Origin of the sequence: Tistlia sp. (genome assembly GCF_040905785.1) — a bacterium.
GTDB lineage: Bacteria > Pseudomonadota > Alphaproteobacteria > Kiloniellales > DSM-21159 > Tistlia.
Genome location: NZ_JBBDQW010000029.1, coordinates 71,145 through 88,502, shown reverse-complemented (window position 1 = coordinate 88,502; position 17,358 = coordinate 71,145). Strand labels below are relative to the sequence as shown.

Genomic DNA, 17,358 nt, shown 5'->3' with positions numbered 1-17,358 from the left:
AGGTGCCGCAAGGCCGAGCCCGGCGTGCGGGCGCCGCAGGCTAGAAGAGGTCGGGCTGCTTGGGCGCCGGCGGAGTCGCCTTGCGCCGGGGCGCGCCGCCCCCGGCGACGACGTCCCTGCGGGCATCTGCGAACTGGATCTCCAGGGCCTCGCCGGGCGAGACCTGGTCGGCGCGCGCGACGACGTGGCCGCTAGCGTCGCGAACCACGGCGAAGCCGCGTATCAGGGTCTTCTCGTAGGAGACCGTCTCCAGGCGCGCGCTCCAGGCCTCCAGCGCGTCGCCGGCCTTCTCGGTCATCCGCTTGGCGCAGAGCGGCAGGCGGCGCCCGGCCTCGACTTCGGCCAGCGCGCGGCGCGCCGGGAGCGTCATCCGCGGGCCGAGGCCGGCGAGGCGCGCCGCCAGCTCGCCGATGCCGCGCTGGGCGAAGGCGATCTGCTGGCGCGGATGCGGCAGGTGCGCGCCCAGCTCGCTCGCCCGCGCGGCGCGCTGCTGCAGGAAGCCGCGCCAGGCGAGGGCGAGGCGCTCGCTCCGCTCGTCCAGGGCCTGGCTCTTCTCGCCGAGCAGGCGCACCGGGTCGGGCAGGCCGCGGCCCAGGCTCTCGACCGCGGTGCGGCGCTCGGTCATCAGGCGCTGCGCCGCGCCGAGCTTGCGGTGCTCCAGCTCGAGCAGGGTCGCGACCAGCTCGCCGCGCACCGGCACCGCGATCTCGGCGGCCGCGGTCGGCGTCGGCGCCCGGCGGTCCGAGGCGAAGTCGATCAGGGTCGTGTCGGTCTCGTGCCCGACCGCCGAGATCAGCGGGATCGCCGATTCGGCGGCGGCGCGCACCACGACTTCCTCGTTGAAGGCCCAGAGGTCCTCCAGCGAGCCGCCGCCGCGCGCCACGATCAGCAGGTCCGGGCGCGGCACGGCGCCGTCGGCGGCAAGCGCGTTGAAGCCGCGGATCGCCCTGGCGATCTGCTCGGCGGCGCCCTCACCCTGGACCAATACCGGCCAGACCAGGACGTGGCGCGGGAAGCGGTCGGCGAGGCGGTGCAGGATGTCCCGGATCACCGCGCCGGTCGGCGAGGTGACGACGCCGATGACGCTCGGCAGGTAGGGCAGGGGCCGCTTGCGCTCGGCGTCGAACAGGCCCTCCTCGGCCAGCTTGCGGCGCCGGTCGTCGAGCAGCTTCAGCAGCGCGCCCTCGCCGGCCAGCTCCAGGCTGTCGATGACCAGCTGGTACTTGGAGCGGCCCGGGAAGGTCGTGATGCGCCCGGTGGCGATGACCTCCATGCCGTCCTCGGGACGCAGCTGCAGGCGTCCCGCCGTGCCCTTCCAGCAGACCGCGTCGAGCGCCGCCTCCGCGTCCTTCAGGCAAAGGTAGAGGTGGCCCGAGGCGGCCCGCTTGAAGCCCGAGATCTCGCCGCGCACGCGCACCCGCTCGAAGCGGTCCTCGAGCGTGCGCTTGATCGCCCGGCTGACCTCGGAGACCGAGAGCTCGGGCAGGTTGCCGGGGCCGGCGTCGGGGAGGGGGAGGTCGAGATCGGTCATGGGTCTGCTGGGGGCCTATGCTACAAGAGCCGCCGCGCCGGGCAAAGCCGCGGCGTCGGGAGGAGCTGACAGGCAGGAGCGGAGAGGGTCCGGATGAGAATCCTGGTGGTCGGGAGCGGAGGACGCGAGCATGCGCTGTGCTGGGCGATCGCCGGCTCGCCGCTCTGCGAGAAGCTGTGGTGCGCGCCGGGCAACGCCGGCATCGCCGAGGAGGCCGAGTGCCTCGCCATCGCCGCCGACGACGTCGACGGCCTGGTCGCCTTCGCGTGCGAGCAGCGCCCCGACCTGGTCGTCGTCGGGCCCGAGGGGCCGCTGGTGCTCGGCCTGGTCGACCGCCTGGAGTCCGAGGGCATCCGGGCCTTCGGGCCGAGCGCTGCGGCGGCCCGCCTGGAGGGCTCCAAGGGCTTCATGAAGGACCTCTGCGCACGCCACGGCATCCCGACCGCGCGCTACGGCCGCTTCGTCGATCCCCAGGCCGCCAAGGTCTTCGCCCGCGAGCTGGGGGCGCCGCTCGTGGTCAAGGCCGACGGCCTGGCCGCCGGCAAGGGCGTCACCGTCGCCGAGACCCTGGAGGAGGCCGAGCGCGCGATCGAGGAGGCGCTGGTCGCCGGCCGCTTCGGCACGGCCGGCGAGGAGGTCGTCGTCGAGGCCTTTCTGGCGGGCGAGGAGGTCTCCTTCTTCGCGCTCTGCGACGGCGAGCGGGCCCTGCCCCTGGCCTCGGCCCAGGACCACAAGCGCGCCTTCGACGGCGACCGCGGGCCGAACACCGGCGGCATGGGCGCCTACTCGCCGGCGCCGGCCCTGACGCCGGCGCTGCAGGCCCGGGTCATGGCCGAGATCGTCGAGCCGACGGTCGCCGCCATGAAGGCCGAGGGCACGCCCTTCAAGGGCGTGCTCTTCGCCGGCCTGATGATCTCGCCCGACGGCGCGCCGAAGCTGCTGGAGCACAACGTCCGCTTCGGCGATCCCGAGTGCCAGGCGCTGCTGCTGCGCCTCAGGAGCGACCTGCTGCCGGCGCTGGTCGCCGCCGCCGACGGCCAGCTCGGCGCCTTCGACCTGCGCTGGCACGAGGCGCCGGCGCTGGTCGTCGTGCTGGCCACGAAGGGCTATCCGGGATCGTACGCGACGGGCAGCGAGATCCGCGGCCTCGAGCAGGCGGCGCAGGTCGAGGCGGTGACGATCTTCCACGCCGGCACCGCGCGCTCGGCGGGCGGCGCCCTGACCGCCAGCGGCGGCCGCGTGCTCTCGGTCGCCGCGCTCGGCGCGACGCTGGCCGAGGCCCGCTCGCGCGCCTACCAGGCCGTCGAGCGGATCGACTGGGCGGAGGGCTTCTGCCGCCACGACATCGGCTGGCGCGCCCTGGAGGGGTAGGAGCGGGCCGGGTCGGCGCCGTCACGTCCCTCGCCGGCGCCGTCACGTCCCTCGACAGGCTCGGGACGAAGCGGAATTCAGGGCGAATGCATGCTTCGCCCTGCGCTCGGGACGATGCCAGTTCGGGATCCAGGCCAAAAGCCCGCTTCGCCCTGAGCCTGTCGAAGGGCGTGGGAGCGCCCGGCGGAGCCGCCAAGCGGCTCAGCCGGCCTCGGCGTCGCGGCGGCGCAGCTCCTTCTTGCGGTCGTGCGGGTCGAGCAGGCGCTTGCGCAGGCGGATCGAGGTCGGCGTGACCTCGACCAGCTCCTCGTCCTCGATGTAGGCCAGGGCCTGCTCCAGGGCGAAGCGCCGCGGCGGCGTCAGGCGCACCGCCTCGTCCTTGCCGGAGGCACGCATGTTGGTCAGCTGCTTGGCCTTCAGCGGATTGACCTCCAGGTCGTTGCCGCGGCTGTGCTCGCCGATGATCATGCCCTCGTAGACCGGCGTGCCCGGCTCGACGAAGATCTGGCCGCGCTCCTCGAGGTTCCACAGGGCGTAGGCCACCACGTCGCCCGTCGCATTGGAGATCAGCACGCCGTTGCGCCGCCCCGGGATCGGGCCCTTGTAGGGCGCGTAGGCGTGGAACAGCCGGAACATGATGCCGGTGCCGCGGGTGTCGGTCAGGAACTCGCCGTGGTAGCCGATCAGGCCGCGCGCCGGCGCGTGGAACACCAGCCGCTGCTTGCCGCCGCCCGAGGGCCGCATCTCCTGCAGCTCCGCCTTGCGCTGGCTCATCTTCTCGACGACGACGCCGGTGAACTCCTCGTCGACGTCGACCTGGACCTCCTCGATCGGCTCCAGGCGCTGGCCGTTCTCGGTCTTGAACAGCACCCGCGGCCGGCTGATCGACAGCTCGTAGCCCTCGCGGCGCATGTTCTCGATCAGCACGCCGAGCTGCAGCTCGCCGCGGCCGGCGACCTCGAAGGCGTCCTTGTCGGCGGTCTCGGAGATGCGGATCGCGACGTTGCCCTCGGCCTCGCGCAGCAGGCGGGCGCGGATCATGCGGCTGGTCACCTTGTCGCCCTCGCGGCCGGCGAAGGGCGAGTCGTTGACCTGGAAGGTCATGGCCAGGGTCGGCGGGTCGATCGGCTGCGAGGGAATCGCGGCATCGGCCGAGAGGTCGCAGATGGTGTCGGCGACCGTGGTATGCGCGAGCCCGGCGATGGCGACGATGTCGCCGGCCGAGGCTTCCTCGACGGCGACCCGCTCGAGGCCGCGGAAGGCCAGCAGCTTGGTCAGGCGCGCGCGCTCCAGCTCCTTGCCGTGGCGGTTCATCGACTTGACCGTCGAGTTCATGCGCGCCGTGCCGGAGAGGATGCGCCCGGTCAGGATGCGGCCCAGGAAGGGATCGGCCTCCAGGGTCGTCGCCAGCATCCGGAACGGCCCTTCCTCGGTCGCCGGCGCCGGCACCCGCGCGACGATCATGTCGAACAGCGCGTCCATGTTCTCGCGCGGCGCGTCCGGCTCGGCGATCGCCCAGCCCTGCTTGGCCGAGGCGAAGAGCGTCGGGAAGTCGAGCTGCTCGTCGCTGGCGTCGAGGGCGCCGAACAGGTCGAAGACCTCGTCCTGGACCTCGTAGGGCCGGGCCTCGGCCTTGTCGGCCTTGTTGATCACCACGATCGGCTTCAGGCCGTGGGCCAGGGCCTTCATGGTGACGAACTTGGTCTGCGGCATCGGCCCCTCGGCGGCGTCGACGAGCAGCAGCACGCCGTCGACCATCGAGAGGATGCGCTCGACCTCGCCGCCGAAGTCGGCGTGGCCGGGCGTGTCGACGATGTTGAGCCGCACGCCCTTCCACTCGACGGAGGTGCACTTGGCCAGGATGGTGATGCCGCGCTCGCGCTCCAGGTCGTTGGAGTCCATGGCGCGCTCGGCCATCTGCTGGTTGGCGCGCAGGGCACCGGACTGCCGGAGCAGCTGGTCGACCAGGGTGGTCTTGCCGTGGTCGACGTGGGCGATGATCGCCAGGTTGCGCAGATCGGCGCGCATGGATTTTCCTTCGGTCTGGGGGCCGGCGGCGGTCAGCCGAGCCTGTCTCGGGCCAGCTCGGCGAGCGAACGCTCGGGTCGTGGACCCATATGGGTGATGACTTCGCCCGCTGCCAGGGACCCGTAGCGCCCGCAGGTCGCCGGGTCGAGCTTGCGGCTGTAGCCGTAGAGGAAGCCGGCGGCGTAGGCGTCGCCGGCCCCGGTGGAATCGACCAGGGGGCCGAGGCTCATGGCATCGACCGGATGGGCCTCGCCGTCCGCCAGCACCAGCGAGCCCCGCTCGCTGCGGGTCAGCGCCGCGACCTCGCAGTGGCCGCGCACCGCCGCGGCTGCCGCGTCGAAGTCGTCGGTCTCGTAGAGCGCCCGGATCTCGGTCTCGTTGGCGAAGAGGATGTCGACGTGACCGTCGACCAGCTCGCGGAAGGACTCGCGGTGGCGTTCGACGCAGAAGGCGTCGGACAGGCTGAGCGCGATCTTGGCGCCGACGCCGCGCGCCGCCTCGGCGGCCTTCAGGAAGGCCTCCTTCGCCGGTGGCGCGTCCCACAGGTAGCCCTCGAGGTAGAGCACCCGGCCGGCGCGCACCAGCTCCAGGTCGAGGTCCTCGGGCCCGAAGGTGATCGAGGTGCCGAGGTAGGTCGCCATGGTGCGCTGGGCGTCGGGCGTCACGAAGATCAGGCAGCGCGCGGTCGGCTCGCCCTCGGTCGCCGGCGCGACGCGGTAGAGCGTCCCGCCCGTGGTGATGTCGTGGCGGAAGATGCCGCCGAGCTGATCGTCGCGGACCTTGCCGATGAAGCCGCCGCTGGCGCCCAGCGAGGCGAGGCCGGCCATGGTGTTGGCGGCCGAGCCGCCGGAGCTCTCGACGGCCGGCCCCATGGCGGCGTAGAGCGCCTCGGCACGCGCCGTGTCGATCAGGGTCATCGAGCCCTTCTCGAGCGACTGTGCGCCGAGGAAGGACTCCTCGGCGTGGGTCAGGACGTCGACGATGGCGTTGCCGATGCCGACGACATCCAGGCTGCCCGGCTGCATGGGCTCTCTCCGCTGCTGTTTCGGAATTGGCGGGCCCTATAGCAGCTTGGCATGAAGATTTCATCTTTTGCGTTGCAGCAAGCGGCGCGCTATGGCTTTGCCCGATGCTCTCGGATCTCGCCAGGGCCTTCGGCCAGCTGTCGGACCCCGCCGCGCGCGGCGTGCTCTGGCGGGCCCTGTTCTTTTCCCTGCTGACCTTCGTCGCGCTCTGGGTCCTGGCCGGCCTCGGCCTGTCCTGGGCGGGCGACTCCGTCGTCGCCTGGGTCAAGGGGCTGGGCGTCGAGGGCCTGCTGCTGTGGGTCGTCGAGCTGCTGTTCGGCCTCGCCTGGATCAGCGCCCTGATCCTGGTCAGCTTCTTCCTGTTCCCGGCGATCGTCGCGACGACCCTGTCGTTCCTGCTCGACGACGTCTGCCGCGCGGTCGAGGCCCGCCACTATCCCGGCCTGCCGCCGGCGCGCGAGCCGCCGCTGCTGGAGCAGATCGGCGACGGCCTGCGCTTCGCGGCCGTCACCGTCGGGCTCAACCTCCTGATCCTACCGCTCTACTTGCTGCTGATCTTCTTGGCGCCGGCCAACCTCCTGCTCTATTATGGATTGAACGGCTACCTGTTCGGTCGCGAATACTTCGAACTGGTGGCAGCGCGCCGCCTCCTGCCGGAGGAATCCCGCACGCTGAGAAAGCGGCACGGCGGTTCGACCTTTGCAAGCGGGGTCGTCGTTGCCTTATTATTGACGCTGCCACTGGTCAACATCGTCACGCCGATCGTGGCGACGGCCTTCATGCTGCACCGCTTCGAGAAGCTGCGTAGACGGGGCTGAGCACGGCTCGTAAAATGTCCGGCGAAGACCGGAAAGCTCTGGCGGCGCGGTCGGCTTTCGAAGTATTCGACCAGAGAAGGGATGACAATCGATGTTCGGACGACGCAAGAGCGGTTCCGGGGACGACCGAAACGACAGCCCTGCCGAGACCACGACGCGGGAAGCCGGCGCCGTGCGCAGCAGCCGCCCCGACGCGGCGGCCGTGCTCGAGCGCCAGCCGACGCCGCCGATCCGCGAGCCCCTGCGACGGCCGACACAGGAGAGCCGATCCGTGCCCAGCAAGCATACCGAGGAAACCGAAGGCAAGAAGCTGACCGTCGGCAAGGGCATCCGCCTGTCCGGCGAGATCACCGCCTGCGAGAAGCTGGTCGTCGAGGGCCAGGTCGAGGCCGACCTGAGCGGCGCGCAGGATCTGGTGGTCGCCGAGAGCGGCCTGTTCAAGGGCCGCGCGATCGTCGACCGCGCCGAGATCAGCGGCACCTTCGAGGGCGAGCTGACGGTGCGCGAGGTTCTGAGCCTGCACGGCAGCGGCCTGATCGAGGGCACGCTGCGCTTCGCCGAGATGGAGATCCAGCGCGGCGGGCGCGTGCGCGGCACGATCGAGGAGTTGAACAGCGCCGACTCGGCCAAGCCGAGCGGCCCCAAGGCGGTCGACTCCGCGCCGCTCGGCTCGCCGGTGGGCACGACGCCGCGGGAGTCCGACAAGGAGCAGGCGACGGCCAAGCCAGAGGTCGCCGCCAACTAAGGAGTGCGATGATCCGGCGCGCGCACGCAATCGGCCTGGGGATCCTCCTGGCGGCCCTTGCGGGCTGCTCGCCGGGACGTCCTGGCGACGCCGACGCGATGGGGGCCGGCCGCTACCAGGCCGAGCAGCTCGTCGGCGCCAGCGACGACGCGCTGCTGCAGGCCTTCGGGCCCCCGGCCCAGCGGCGCAGCGAGCCGCCGGCCGAGGTCTGGCAGTATCGCTCGACCGGCTGCGTCGTCGACTTCTACCTCTACCACCAGCGCGAGGGCGGCTCGCAGCGGCCGCTCGGCCTCTCGGTCGTGCATCTCGAGGCGCGCAGCCCGGCCTCGCGCCGCCTGCCGGTCGACAACTGCCTGACCGGCCTCTGAGCGGCGGGCCTTGGCCGGCAAGCGTGCGGGCTCAAGAGTCAGCGCCGTGCGGCGACCGGCGGCAGGAAGCGGGCGCCGCCGAACAGCATATCGACGCGCTGCCCGTCGCCCGACAGCGGCAGCAGCAGCCGCTGGTAGCTGTAGAGCTTACCGTCGGCACCGGTGAAGGCGACCCTGTAGCAGTTGCCCTCGGGCGCCTCGGCCGCCTCCCGGTGCTGGCGCAGGACCTCCTCGCGGATCGAGGGATTGACGCATTCGTCGAGCCAGCGTCCGGTCGTGTCGCCGCCTTCCTTCTCGACGATCGCCGAGCCGACCAGGCGCTTGCGGAAGCGCGGCGGCGCGCCGACGAGGTCGAGCAGGATGATGCCGGGCAGCAGGGCCGGAATGTCGATGGGGTCGATGTCGGCACGCCGGGGCCAGCGCCGCCCGCCGCGCTGGCGGCGCCAGTAGCCGAGCGCCTCCAGCAGCCAGCCTTCCGGCGCGCTCGCCTCGAACCGCACCTCGCCGCGCGGCGTCGGCAGCGGCGAGACCGCGGCACGCGCCGACGGGCTGCCGCCCATCACGCGCATTCTGCCATCGGTCACTCTGTCGCTCTCCTCGCTGTCGGCGCCCATAGGCCCGCTTGTCCCGCGTCAATGCGCGAAACGGCCCCGGGATCCCGGGGTCCTGCGGCGGCCGCCGATTCTAGCGCGGGCGCAGTTGAGATTCCGTTGACGGCCTTCGCGCCTTTCCGGACGACCCCCTGCCGACCTTGGCTCGGTTAGTCGCGGCGCGGCCGCAGGAAGGCGGCGGTCTCGGCGATAGCCTCGGCGAGGCCGAGGCGCACGACCGGGACGCCGGACGGGAAGGCGCTGGCCAGGCGCGTCGGCATCATCGGGTCGAGCAGGACGAAGACACCGCGGTCGTCGGCGCGCCGCACCAGCCGGCCGAAGGCCTGGCGCAGCTTCATGCGGGTCAGGCGGTCGTCGTAGCCGCGCCCGCCGGCGCCGGCGCGCCGTGCCTTGTGGATCAGGCTGGGGCGCGGCCAGGGCACGCGGTCGAAGACGATCAGGCGCAGGGCGCGGCCCGGCACGTCGACGCCGTCGCGCACGGCGTCGGTGCCGAGCAGGCAGGAATCGGGCTCGGCGCGGAAGATCTCGACCAGGGTCGCGACGTCGAGGCCGTCGAGGTGCTGGGCGTAGAGGTCGAGGCCCTGTGCGGCGAGCGGCGCGGCGATCCGGGCGTGGACCGCCTTCAGCCGCGAGATCGCGGTGAACAGGCCGAGGCCGCCGCCGCCGGCGGCCAGGAACAGCTCGCGGAAGGCCGCGGCGACCTGGGCCATGTCGTCCTTGCGGACGTCGGTGACCACGAAGACCCGGGTCAGCGCCGGGTAGTCGAAGGGCGACTCGACGCGCACGCGCAGCGCCGGCCCGGCCAGGTAGGGAACGCCGCTGCGCTGCTCGGCGGTGCGCCAGTCGGCCTCCGGGTCCTCGCTGCGGTCGGTCAGGGTCGCCGAGGTCACGACGGCGCCCTGGACCCGGGCCAGGACGGTGCGCGCCAGCGGTTCGCCGGGGTCGAGCCAGTGGCGACGGAAGCCGACGTCGATCTCGCGGCCCTCGATGCGCTCGACCGCGAACCAGTCGACGAAGGCCGGCGGCGTCTCCTCGGCCAGGCTGGCCAGCATGTCGCGCCAGGCGCCGAGCGGCAGCAGCGCGCGCTTCTCCAGGCTGCGCGCCGCGCCCTCGATGCGCCGCCGGGTCTCGCTGTCGAGGGACTCGGCCTCCTGGTCGAGCTTGGCGAGCAGGCGCTTGCGAAGTGCCGCCAGCGGCGCCTGCAGGCGCTGCAGGGCCTCGTCGAGCAGGCCGGCCGCCTCGAGCAGGCCCTCGACCGGCGGCTCGGTCTCGCACTCCAGGGAGTAGCCCTCGCCGGCCTTCTGCGCGCGCGCCAGGACCTGCTGGCGGACCTTGACCAGGAAGGCCTCGGCCGGTCCCTGGGCGCCCTCGCCGGCGAGGCGCTGGGCCCAGCCTTCGCCCGGCAGCGCCCGGGCCGCGCGCAGCGCCTGGTCCAGCCCCTCCTCGAGCTTGGCGTCGCCGGCCGCCAGATCCTCGAGCCGGCGCTTCAGGCCGTGCAGGCGGCTGGCCGAGGCGCTGCGCCGGGCCTCGGCGCCGAGCAGCCAGCGCCGCAGCTCCGTCGCCTCCCGGCCGCTCAGGTGCGCGGCGAAGGCGTTGTCGGCGGCGTCGAACAGGTGGTGGCCCTCGTCGAAGACCAGCTGCTGCGGCACCTGCCCGTCCTCGTCGCCGCCGAGCGCGGCCTGGATCAGGACCAGCGCGTGATTGGCGACGACCAGCCGCGCCTGCTTGGCCCGCCGCACCGACTTCTCGATGAAGCACTTGCGGTAGAACTCGCAGGCCGAGAAGACGCATTCGCCGCGCCGGTCGGTCAGGCCGAGCGAGCGGCCGCGCCCGATCAGGTCGGCGAGCCAGCCCGGGAAGTCGCCGCCGACCATGTCGCCGTCGCGCGTGGCGCCCGCCCAGCGCGCCATCAGGCCGAGGCCGATGGCGGTCTCGCCGCCCTTCAGTGCCACGGCGCGCGCCTGCTCGGCGTAGTTCAGCAGGCACAGGTAGTTCTCCCGCCCCTTACGGACCACGACCAGGCGCCGCTTCTCGGCCGGCTGCGGGTAGAGCCGGGCCAGCTCGTCGTCGATCTGGCGCTGCAGGTTGCGGGTGTAGGTCGACAGCCAGACCGCGCCCTCGTTCTGCTCGGCCCACAGGCTGGCCGGCGCGATGTAGCCGAGCGTCTTGCCGACGCCCGTGCCCGCCTCGGCGAGCACCAGGTTGGGCGCGCCCTCGCGCTCGCGCGGCGCGAAGGCGCGGGCGATCGCCTCGGCGTAGTCGGCCTGCTGGGGCCGCATCTCGGCGTCCTCGCCGACCAGCTCGGCGAGCCGGCGCCGGGCCGCTGCCGGCTCGACCGGGTGGGCCGAGGGCTGCGCCGGCGGCGCGTGCTCGTTCCACTCGCCCATGCGCTCCCAGACCGCGTAGCCCTGGCCGGCGCGCGGGGCCTCCGCCTCGGCGGGGGCGGCGCCGAGCGCGCGCAGCAGCGGCGGACCCCAGAGCCAGCCGCCCCGCGTCATGGTGAAGGCGATGCCGCGGGCGGAGGGATCCTCGAAGCCGCGCGCCGCCATCTCGCGCAGCAGGGCGCTGGCGGCGAGCCCGAGGGTCAGCGCCCGCTCCTCGAGCCCCTGCGGCGGCGCCAGGCCGAGGGCCAGCGCCAGGCCGCGGGGCGTCGGCGCGCAGAAGGCGGCCGGCCGCACGAAGGCGAAGAGCTCGAGCAGGTCGTAGCCGGCGAGACGCTCCAGCCCGAGCCGCCGCGCCGTCGCCGGTGCGTGGCAGAGCAGCGGCGGCTCGGCGGCGGCACGCTCGGCCACTCGGCGCGGATCGAGGATCTCGATCTCGCCGTCGCTGCTCAGCCAGAGCGCCTGGCCGCGGCCGGCATCGACCGGCTCCGGTGGCGGCCCCGCGCCCGGCGCCGGACCTCCGCCGGCCCCGGCCCGGGCCGGCACGAGGCCGCCCGCGGCGTCGCTGTCGCTGGTCAAGGCGTTCCGCTCCCGCTCATCGCGCCGCAGTATAGGGAGGCGGTCGAGTCACGCCAGGAGCCGCGTCGCCGCGCCAGTCTTCGGGGTCTTCGTGCCGGCCCGGCGCGGATGGCTGCGGCACGCGCAGGGCACCCGCCCGCCGGCCGCCGCCCGTGGCGCGTTGACGCGCCGCCGCCGGCTGCCTAGCTTCGCGCGTCCCCGACGAGGTCCCGAGGAAGCGGAGCAGATGCCGGAAGATCGACCGGAAGATCGAGACGAGCGCAGCCTGGCGCTCGAGGCGCGGGCTTGGCCGTTCGAGGAGGCGCGCAAGCTGCTCGAGCGCACTGGCGGCAAGACGCCGGCCAAGGGCTACCTGCTGTTCGAGACCGGCTACGGGCCCTCCGGCCTGCCCCACATCGGCACCTTCGGCGAGGTCGTGCGCACGACCATGGTGCGCCAGGCCTTCCAGCGCCTGAGCGACATTCCGACCCGGCTGTTCTGCTTCTCGGACGACATGGACGGGCTGCGCAAGGTGCCCGACAACATCCCCAACCGCGAGCAGGTCGCCCGGCACCTGCACGAGCCCCTGACCCGGGTGCCCGATCCCTTCGGCGAGTTCGAGTCCTTCGGCCACCACAACAACGCCATGCTGCGGCGCTTCCTGGATTCCTTCGGCTTCGAGTACGAGTTCCAGTCCTCGACCGACTGGTACCGCTCGGGCCGCTTCGACGCGGCCCTGCTCGAGGTGCTGCGCCGCTACGACGAGATCATGGAGGTCATGCTGCCGACCTTCCGCGAGGAGCGGCAGCAGAGCTACAGCCCCTTCCTGCCGATTTCGCCGACCACCGGCCGGGTCCTGCAGGTGCCGATCCTGGAGCGCGACGCGGCGGCCGGGACGATCCTCTTCGAGGACGAGGACGGCACCCGCACCGAGCTGCCGGTGACCGGCGGCCACTGCAAGCTGCAGTGGAAGCCGGACTGGGGCATGCGCTGGCACGCCCTCGGCGTCGACTACGAGATGTCGGGCAAGGACCTCATCGAGTCGGTGAAGCTGGCGGCGCGGATCTGCTCGATCCTCGGCAGCCGGCCGCCCGAAGGCTTCCACTACGAGCTGTTCCTCGACGAGGAGGGGCGAAAGATCTCCAAGTCCAAGGGCAACGGCCTGTCGGTCGACGAGTGGCTGACCTACGGCCCGCCGGAGAGCCTCTCGCTGTTCATGTACCAGAAGCCCCGCGCGGCCAAGCGGCTCTACTTCGACGTCATCCCGCGGGCCGTCGACGACTACCTCAAGCACCTGAAGACGCTGGCGGTCGAGGAGCCGGCGCGCCGTCTCGAGAACCCGGCCTGGCACATTCACGACGGCGCGCCGCCGGGGCGGCTGCCCGAGGAGAAGACCGACCTTTCCTTCTCGCTGCTGCTCAACCTCGTCGGCACCGCCAACGCCGAGGACAAGGCGGCGCTCTGGGGCTTCATCAGCCGTTACGCGCCCGAGGCGACGCCGGAGAGCGATCCGTTGCTCGACAGGCTGGTCGGCTATGCGATCGCCTACTACCGCGACTTCGTGAAGCCGGCCAAGGTCTACCGCGAGGCGAGCGAGGCCGAGGCGGCGGCGCTGAAGGACCTGTTGCACGAGCTCGAGCTGCTGCCGGTGGGGGCCGATCCCGAGACCATCCAGAACACGGTCTACGAGATCGGCAAGCGCCATGCGGCGGCCTTTGCGAGCCTGCGCGACTGGTTCAAGGCCTGCTACGAGATCCTGCTCGGCCAGGAGCAGGGGCCGCGCCTGGGCTCCTTCTTCGCGCTCTACGGCCTGCCGGAGAGTCGCGCCCTGATCGGTCGCGCCCTGGCCGGCGATCTGGCGAGCGCCCTGGCAGGATCGGTGACGGCTCCCCAAATGCAGGCCTGACGGCCACCCCGACCCCGCCCGGCCCGAGACCCGCCACCCGATCCCGCGCGGACCCGTCCCCGCCGAAGCCAGACAGCACAGGACCGATGCTAGACCGACTGAAAGCCCTTCTCTCCGACCGCCCCGACCGGGCCGGCGCCGCCGGCGGAGCCGGTGGGTCCGAGAGCGACCTGCACCGGGCCGCGGCGGCCCTGCTCGCCGAGGCGGCGATCATGGACGGCAGCATCGACGCCGGCGAGCGGCAGGCGATCGCGGCCTCCCTGGCCCAGCGCTTCGGCCTGCCGCAGGCGGAGGCCGTCGCGATGGTCGCCCGCGCCTCCGAAGCGGCCTCGGAGCACGTCGAGATCTACGGCATGGCGCGGCAGCTCAAGGACGGCTTGGATCACGATGGGCGGCTTGCCCTGATCGAGGATCTGTGGGAGGTCGTCTACGCCGACGGCGAGCTGCACGATCACGAGGCCAGCCTGATGCGCCGCGTCGCCGGCCTGCTCTACGTCAGCGACCAGGAGAGCGGCGCGGTCCGCAAGCGCGTGCTCTCGCGGCTCGGAGTGGAAGACTAGGATCGCCGCCGCCATCGGCCCGGCTTCGGGACCCGGTGAGCGGTCGCACAGGAGATTGCTCGATGACGTACGTGGTTACCGAAGCCTGCATCAAGTGCAAGTACATGGACTGCGTCGAAGTCTGTCCGGTCGACTGCTTCTACGAGGGCGAGAACATGCTCGTCATCCATCCGGACGAGTGCATCGACTGCGGCGTCTGCGAGCCCGAGTGCCCGCCCGAGGCGATTCTGCCCGACAGCGATCCCGAAGCCGACAAATGGCTGGAGCTCAACAAGGACTATTCGGACAACTGGCCGAACATCAACCGGAAGGGCACGCCGCCGGCCGACGCCGAGGAGTTCAAGGACGAAGCCAACAAGTACGACAAGTATTTTAGCGCGAATCCGGGTCAGGGCTCCTGACGGGAAGGCGAGCCGGCCGCCCGGGCGGGGCCGCGGGCCACGCCTCCCACCCGTCGCCTTTGCGGACGCGCGGGTGACGGCGGCCGGGGCCGGGAGACGACAGGAGACAGGACGCGAATCGGGGTGCCTGCGACGCATGGCCCCTATGAGCCCTGCGTGTTGTGCTGCACCGCATTATGTAGTATATTGGTAATGCAAATTGTGGTGCCCAAGCACCCGTAAGAGCGTCGTCTTGCATCGTTGGGCGTCGCCGTCCGTTCTCGCCGACCGGCACGTTACTACAGAGCACCGTGTACCACCACTGGCGCTCCGTTGTTTTCGTGTCGCTCGGTCCAGCGGCGGCCGACCGCCGCCGGGCTCGGACAGTCCACTCGTCCGGGCAGACCGCACAGAGCAACGGAGTCCGAAAACACCCATGTCGAAGAAGCTCGATTTCTCAACAGGTGATTACGTCGTCTACCCGACCCATGGCGTCGGCAAGATCACTGGCATCGAAACCCAGCGGATCGCCGAAGTCACCGTCGAGCTGATCATCATCAAGTTCGAGAAGGACCGGATGATCCTGCGGGTTCCGGTGGAGAAGGCGCACAACTCCGGGCTGCGCCGGCTGTCTTCGCGCAAGATGATGGATACCGCCCTGACCACGCTGAAGGGCCGCAGCCGCGCCAAGCGGACCATGTGGTCGCGGCGCGCCCAGGAGTACGAAGCCAAGATCAACTCCGGCGATCCGGTTTCGATCGCCGAGGTGGTGCGCGACCTCCATCGCGGCGACGACCAGCCGGAGCAGTCCTATTCCGAGCGGCAGATGTACCAGGCGGCGCTCGACCGGCTGGCGCGCGAGCTCGCGGCAGTCGAGAAGATCGACGAGGCCGCGGCCGCCGAGAAGCTCGAGAAGCTCCTCAAGGCCGCCTGACAACCTCTCCGCCGGAGAGCCGGCGGGACCAGGCACAAGGGCGCGACCGCTCCGGCGGCTCGCGCCCTTTGCCGTTCCGGGCGGGATGCGACGCCGGAGCCTCTTCCGCTCGCCGGAATCCGTAGCCAGTCTTAACCGCCGGTCCCCGTCAGGCCGCTTTCCCCTGCCGGGAAAGCTTGCGCGGAACCCCCCGGCTTCCGATCATGTTGTCCCGGAGCCGGTGCCCTGCCGCCGGGTCCCCCGCCGACCAGCGTTGCACGCCGACCAGGAGCCGCGACAGCCGCCCGCATGAGCGACCGCCCGATCTTCGCCACCCTGCCGCGGCCACGCCGGGTCTGGGCCGTCGCCTCCGTGCACGGCGAGGCCGAGCGCCTGCGCCGCCTGCACGACCTGCTGTGGCCGCGGCTCGAGCCGGGCGACCGGCTGGTCTACCTGGGCAACCTGCTCGGGCATGGCGGCGGCGTCGCCGAGACCCTCGACGAGGTGTTGCTGTTCCGCCGCGCGGTCATGGCGATCGAGCCGGCCGAGGCGGCGCACGTCGCGCTGCTGCGCGGCGGCCAGGAGGAGATGTGGCAGAAGCTGCTGCAGCTGCAGTTCGCCACCGATCCAAAGGCGGTGCTTTCATGGATGCTCGACAACGGCGTCGGCGCGACCCTGCAGGCCTACGGCGGCTCGCTCGAGGAGGCGCGCCGGCAGGCGGCGACCGGCGTCGTCGGCATCACCCGCTGGACCCAGCAGCTGCGCGCGGCCATCCAGGCGCGCGGCGGCCACTTCGACGTCTTCGCCGCGCTGCGCCGCGCCGCCTTCACCGACGACGGCGGCCTGCTGTTCGTCAATGCCGGGCTCGACCCGAGCCGGCCGCTTGAGGCACAGCGCGACTCCTTCTGGTGGGGCGGTGCCGGCTTCGGCGCACTCGACAAGCCCTACGGCGGCTACCGACGGGTCGTGCGCGGCTTCGACCGCAGCCATCCCGGCCTGGTCGAGGGGCCCTTCACCTTGACCCTGGACGCCGGCTGCGGCTTCGGCGGCCCGCTGCTGGCCGCCTGCCTGTCGCCCGCCGGCGAGCTGCTCGACAGCCTCGAGGCCTGACCGCGCCGGCCCCGCTCACGAGAGCGTGATGGATTCCGCCGCCTTCGCGGCGCTTCCGGCGTGAACCGCAAGCCCCTCTGCGCCGTAGTATCTACGGGATCCCCAGCGAGGAGCGTGCCGATGGCTCTGATCGAGACCGCCGAAGCCCAACGCGCCAATGCCGGTTTCATTCGCCGCTCGATGGGCGAGCCGCTGCTGTCGCGCGAGCGGGAGTTCGAGCTGGCCCGGGCGTGGCGCGAGCAGGGCGACGAGCGGGCGCTGCATCTGCTGATCCGCAGCTACATGCGGCTGGTCGTCGCGGTCGCCGCCAAGTTTCGCCACTACGGCCTGCCGATGAGCGACCTCGTCCAGGAGGGGTCGGTCGGCCTGATGCAGGCCGCGGCGCGCTTCGAGCCGGAGCGCGAGATTCGCTTCTCGACCTACGCCACCTGGTGGATCCGCTCGGCGATTCAGGACTTCATCCTGCGCAACTGGTCGATCGTGCGCACCGGGACGACCGCCGCGCAGAAGTCGCTCTTCTTCAATCTCCGCCGGCTGCGTGCTCAGATCGTGGAGGCCGGCGGCGAGCGGATGACCCGCGAGGGACGGCGCAAGATCGCCGAGGCCCTGCGCGTCGACATCTCCGAGGTCGAAGCCATGGAGGCGCGGCTCTCGGCAAGCGACCAGTCGCTCAACGCCGGCGTCGGCGAAGAGGGGGACGACGAGTGGCAGGACTTCCTGTCCGACGAGCGGCCCTCGCCCGAGGAGCACGTCGTCCTGAGCCACGACGGCGCGGTGCGCAGCCGCTGGCTGAGCGAGGCCCTGGGCCGGCTCGACGGACGCGAGCGAACGATCATCGAAGCGCGCCGCCTGGCCGACGAGGGCGCGACCCTCGAAGAGCTCGGCCGCCGACTCGGAGTCAGCAAGGAACGCGTGCGCCAGCTCGAGCATCGCGCCCTCGGCAAGCTGCGCAAGGCGATCTGCGAGCATTCCCAGGTGCCGGGCGACCTTCTGCTCGAGGGCTGAGCCGAGTCGCTTGGCGCGCGGTCTTCCTTGGGGGCGAGTCTGCGCCCG

General features: G+C 72.1%; 15 protein-coding genes. 10 read left to right on the top strand and 5 right to left on the bottom strand.

Features of this window, described 5'->3' with window-relative positions; genetic code table 11:
* Positions 1-40 precede the first annotated feature (40 nt).
* Positions 41-1,531, bottom strand: a complete 1,491-nt coding sequence (xseA, locus tag WD341_RS07500) for an exodeoxyribonuclease VII large subunit (protein WP_368424817.1) — start codon at positions 1,529-1,531, stop codon at positions 41-43.
* A gap of 93 nt (positions 1,532-1,624) precedes the next feature.
* Here xseA and purD point away from each other — a divergent pair, with 93 nt between their 5' ends.
* Positions 1,625-2,902, top strand: coding sequence for a phosphoribosylamine--glycine ligase (gene purD / locus WD341_RS07495; protein WP_368424816.1), 1,278 nt, complete (start codon positions 1,625-1,627; stop codon positions 2,900-2,902).
* Between the two features lie 201 nt (positions 2,903-3,103).
* Here purD and typA read toward each other — a convergent pair whose 3' ends face one another.
* Both typA and WD341_RS07485 read right to left on the bottom strand, forming a co-directional pair.
* Positions 3,104-4,930 carry a translational GTPase TypA gene (typA, locus tag WD341_RS07490; protein ID WP_368424815.1) on the bottom strand — a complete coding sequence of 609 codons (1,827 nt, stop codon included), beginning with the start codon at positions 4,928-4,930 and terminating at the stop codon, positions 3,104-3,106.
* Positions 4,931-4,962: 32 nt separating this feature from the next.
* Positions 4,963-5,955 carry an adenosine kinase gene (locus WD341_RS07485; RefSeq protein ID WP_368424814.1) on the bottom strand — a complete coding sequence of 331 codons (993 nt, stop codon included), beginning with the start codon at positions 5,953-5,955 and terminating at the stop codon, positions 4,963-4,965.
* Positions 5,956-6,059: 104 nt separating this feature from the next.
* Here WD341_RS07485 and WD341_RS07480 point away from each other — a divergent pair, with 104 nt between their 5' ends.
* The 3 genes from WD341_RS07480 (at position 6,060) to WD341_RS07470 (ending at position 7,886) form a co-directional block, all read left to right on the top strand.
* The gene (locus WD341_RS07480) at positions 6,060-6,773 is read left to right on the top strand and encodes an EI24 domain-containing protein (RefSeq protein ID WP_368424813.1); all 714 of its coding nucleotides are present in this window, start codon (positions 6,060-6,062) and stop codon (positions 6,771-6,773) included.
* Between the two features lie 91 nt (positions 6,774-6,864).
* Positions 6,865-7,518 (top strand): polymer-forming cytoskeletal protein, encoded by a 654-nt coding sequence (locus WD341_RS07475; RefSeq protein WP_368424812.1) that lies wholly within the window; start codon positions 6,865-6,867, stop codon positions 7,516-7,518.
* Between the two features lie 98 nt (positions 7,519-7,616).
* Positions 7,617-7,886, top strand: coding sequence for a hypothetical protein (locus WD341_RS07470; RefSeq protein WP_368424811.1), 270 nt, complete (start codon positions 7,617-7,619; stop codon positions 7,884-7,886).
* 38 nt (positions 7,887-7,924) lie between these two features.
* Here WD341_RS07470 and WD341_RS07465 read toward each other — a convergent pair whose 3' ends face one another.
* Together WD341_RS07465 and WD341_RS07460 are read right to left on the bottom strand one after the other, a co-directional pair.
* Positions 7,925-8,470: a PAS domain-containing protein gene (locus tag WD341_RS07465; protein WP_368424810.1), complete on the bottom strand. Its 546-nt coding sequence runs from the start codon at positions 8,468-8,470 to the stop codon at positions 7,925-7,927.
* Positions 8,471-8,646: 176 nt separating this feature from the next.
* On the bottom strand, positions 8,647-11,457 hold the full coding sequence (locus WD341_RS07460) for an ATP-dependent DNA helicase (RefSeq protein ID WP_368424809.1): 2,811 nt from the start codon (positions 11,455-11,457) through the stop codon (positions 8,647-8,649).
* Positions 11,458-11,683: 226 nt separating this feature from the next.
* Between WD341_RS07460 and WD341_RS07455 the strand changes: the two genes are divergently transcribed.
* From WD341_RS07455 to WD341_RS07430, 6 genes are all read left to right on the top strand, one after another.
* Positions 11,684-13,342 carry a lysine--tRNA ligase gene (locus WD341_RS07455; protein WP_368424808.1) on the top strand — a complete coding sequence of 553 codons (1,659 nt, stop codon included), beginning with the start codon at positions 11,684-11,686 and terminating at the stop codon, positions 13,340-13,342.
* A gap of 86 nt (positions 13,343-13,428) precedes the next feature.
* Positions 13,429-13,902 carry a TerB family tellurite resistance protein gene (locus WD341_RS07450; RefSeq protein WP_368424807.1) on the top strand — a complete coding sequence of 158 codons (474 nt, stop codon included), beginning with the start codon at positions 13,429-13,431 and terminating at the stop codon, positions 13,900-13,902.
* A 62-nt stretch (positions 13,903-13,964) separates the two neighbouring features.
* Positions 13,965-14,303, top strand: coding sequence for a ferredoxin FdxA (fdxA, locus tag WD341_RS07445; protein ID WP_368424806.1), 339 nt, complete (start codon positions 13,965-13,967; stop codon positions 14,301-14,303).
* Positions 14,304-14,718: 415 nt separating this feature from the next.
* Positions 14,719-15,216, top strand: coding sequence for a CarD family transcriptional regulator (locus tag WD341_RS07440; protein ID WP_368424805.1), 498 nt, complete (start codon positions 14,719-14,721; stop codon positions 15,214-15,216).
* A gap of 288 nt (positions 15,217-15,504) precedes the next feature.
* The gene (locus tag WD341_RS07435) at positions 15,505-16,305 is read left to right on the top strand and encodes a hypothetical protein (RefSeq protein ID WP_368424804.1); all 801 of its coding nucleotides are present in this window, start codon (positions 15,505-15,507) and stop codon (positions 16,303-16,305) included.
* A gap of 120 nt (positions 16,306-16,425) precedes the next feature.
* Positions 16,426-17,310 carry an RNA polymerase factor sigma-32 gene (locus WD341_RS07430; RefSeq protein ID WP_368424803.1) on the top strand — a complete coding sequence of 295 codons (885 nt, stop codon included), beginning with the start codon at positions 16,426-16,428 and terminating at the stop codon, positions 17,308-17,310.
* Positions 17,311-17,358: the final 48 nt, after the last annotated feature.

Coding starts and splice junctions, on each gene's coding strand:
- xseA (WP_368424817.1), bottom strand. CDS start 1,531: ATGACCGATCTCGACCTCCCCCTCCCCGACGCCGGCCCCGGCAACCTG.
- purD (WP_368424816.1), top strand. CDS start 1,625: ATGAGAATCCTGGTGGTCGGGAGCGGAGGACGCGAGCATGCGCTGTGC.
- typA (WP_368424815.1), bottom strand. CDS start 4,930: ATGCGCGCCGATCTGCGCAACCTGGCGATCATCGCCCACGTCGACCAC.
- WD341_RS07485 (WP_368424814.1), bottom strand. CDS start 5,955: ATGCAGCCGGGCAGCCTGGATGTCGTCGGCATCGGCAACGCCATCGTC.
- WD341_RS07480 (WP_368424813.1), top strand. CDS start 6,060: ATGCTCTCGGATCTCGCCAGGGCCTTCGGCCAGCTGTCGGACCCCGCC.
- WD341_RS07475 (WP_368424812.1), top strand. CDS start 6,865: ATGTTCGGACGACGCAAGAGCGGTTCCGGGGACGACCGAAACGACAGC.
- WD341_RS07470 (WP_368424811.1), top strand. CDS start 7,617: ATGGGGGCCGGCCGCTACCAGGCCGAGCAGCTCGTCGGCGCCAGCGAC.
- WD341_RS07455 (WP_368424808.1), top strand. CDS start 11,684: ATGCCGGAAGATCGACCGGAAGATCGAGACGAGCGCAGCCTGGCGCTC.
- WD341_RS07450 (WP_368424807.1), top strand. CDS start 13,429: ATGCTAGACCGACTGAAAGCCCTTCTCTCCGACCGCCCCGACCGGGCC.
- fdxA (WP_368424806.1), top strand. CDS start 13,965: ATGACGTACGTGGTTACCGAAGCCTGCATCAAGTGCAAGTACATGGAC.
- WD341_RS07440 (WP_368424805.1), top strand. CDS start 14,719: ATGTCGAAGAAGCTCGATTTCTCAACAGGTGATTACGTCGTCTACCCG.
- WD341_RS07435 (WP_368424804.1), top strand. CDS start 15,505: ATGAGCGACCGCCCGATCTTCGCCACCCTGCCGCGGCCACGCCGGGTC.
- WD341_RS07430 (WP_368424803.1), top strand. CDS start 16,426: ATGGCTCTGATCGAGACCGCCGAAGCCCAACGCGCCAATGCCGGTTTC.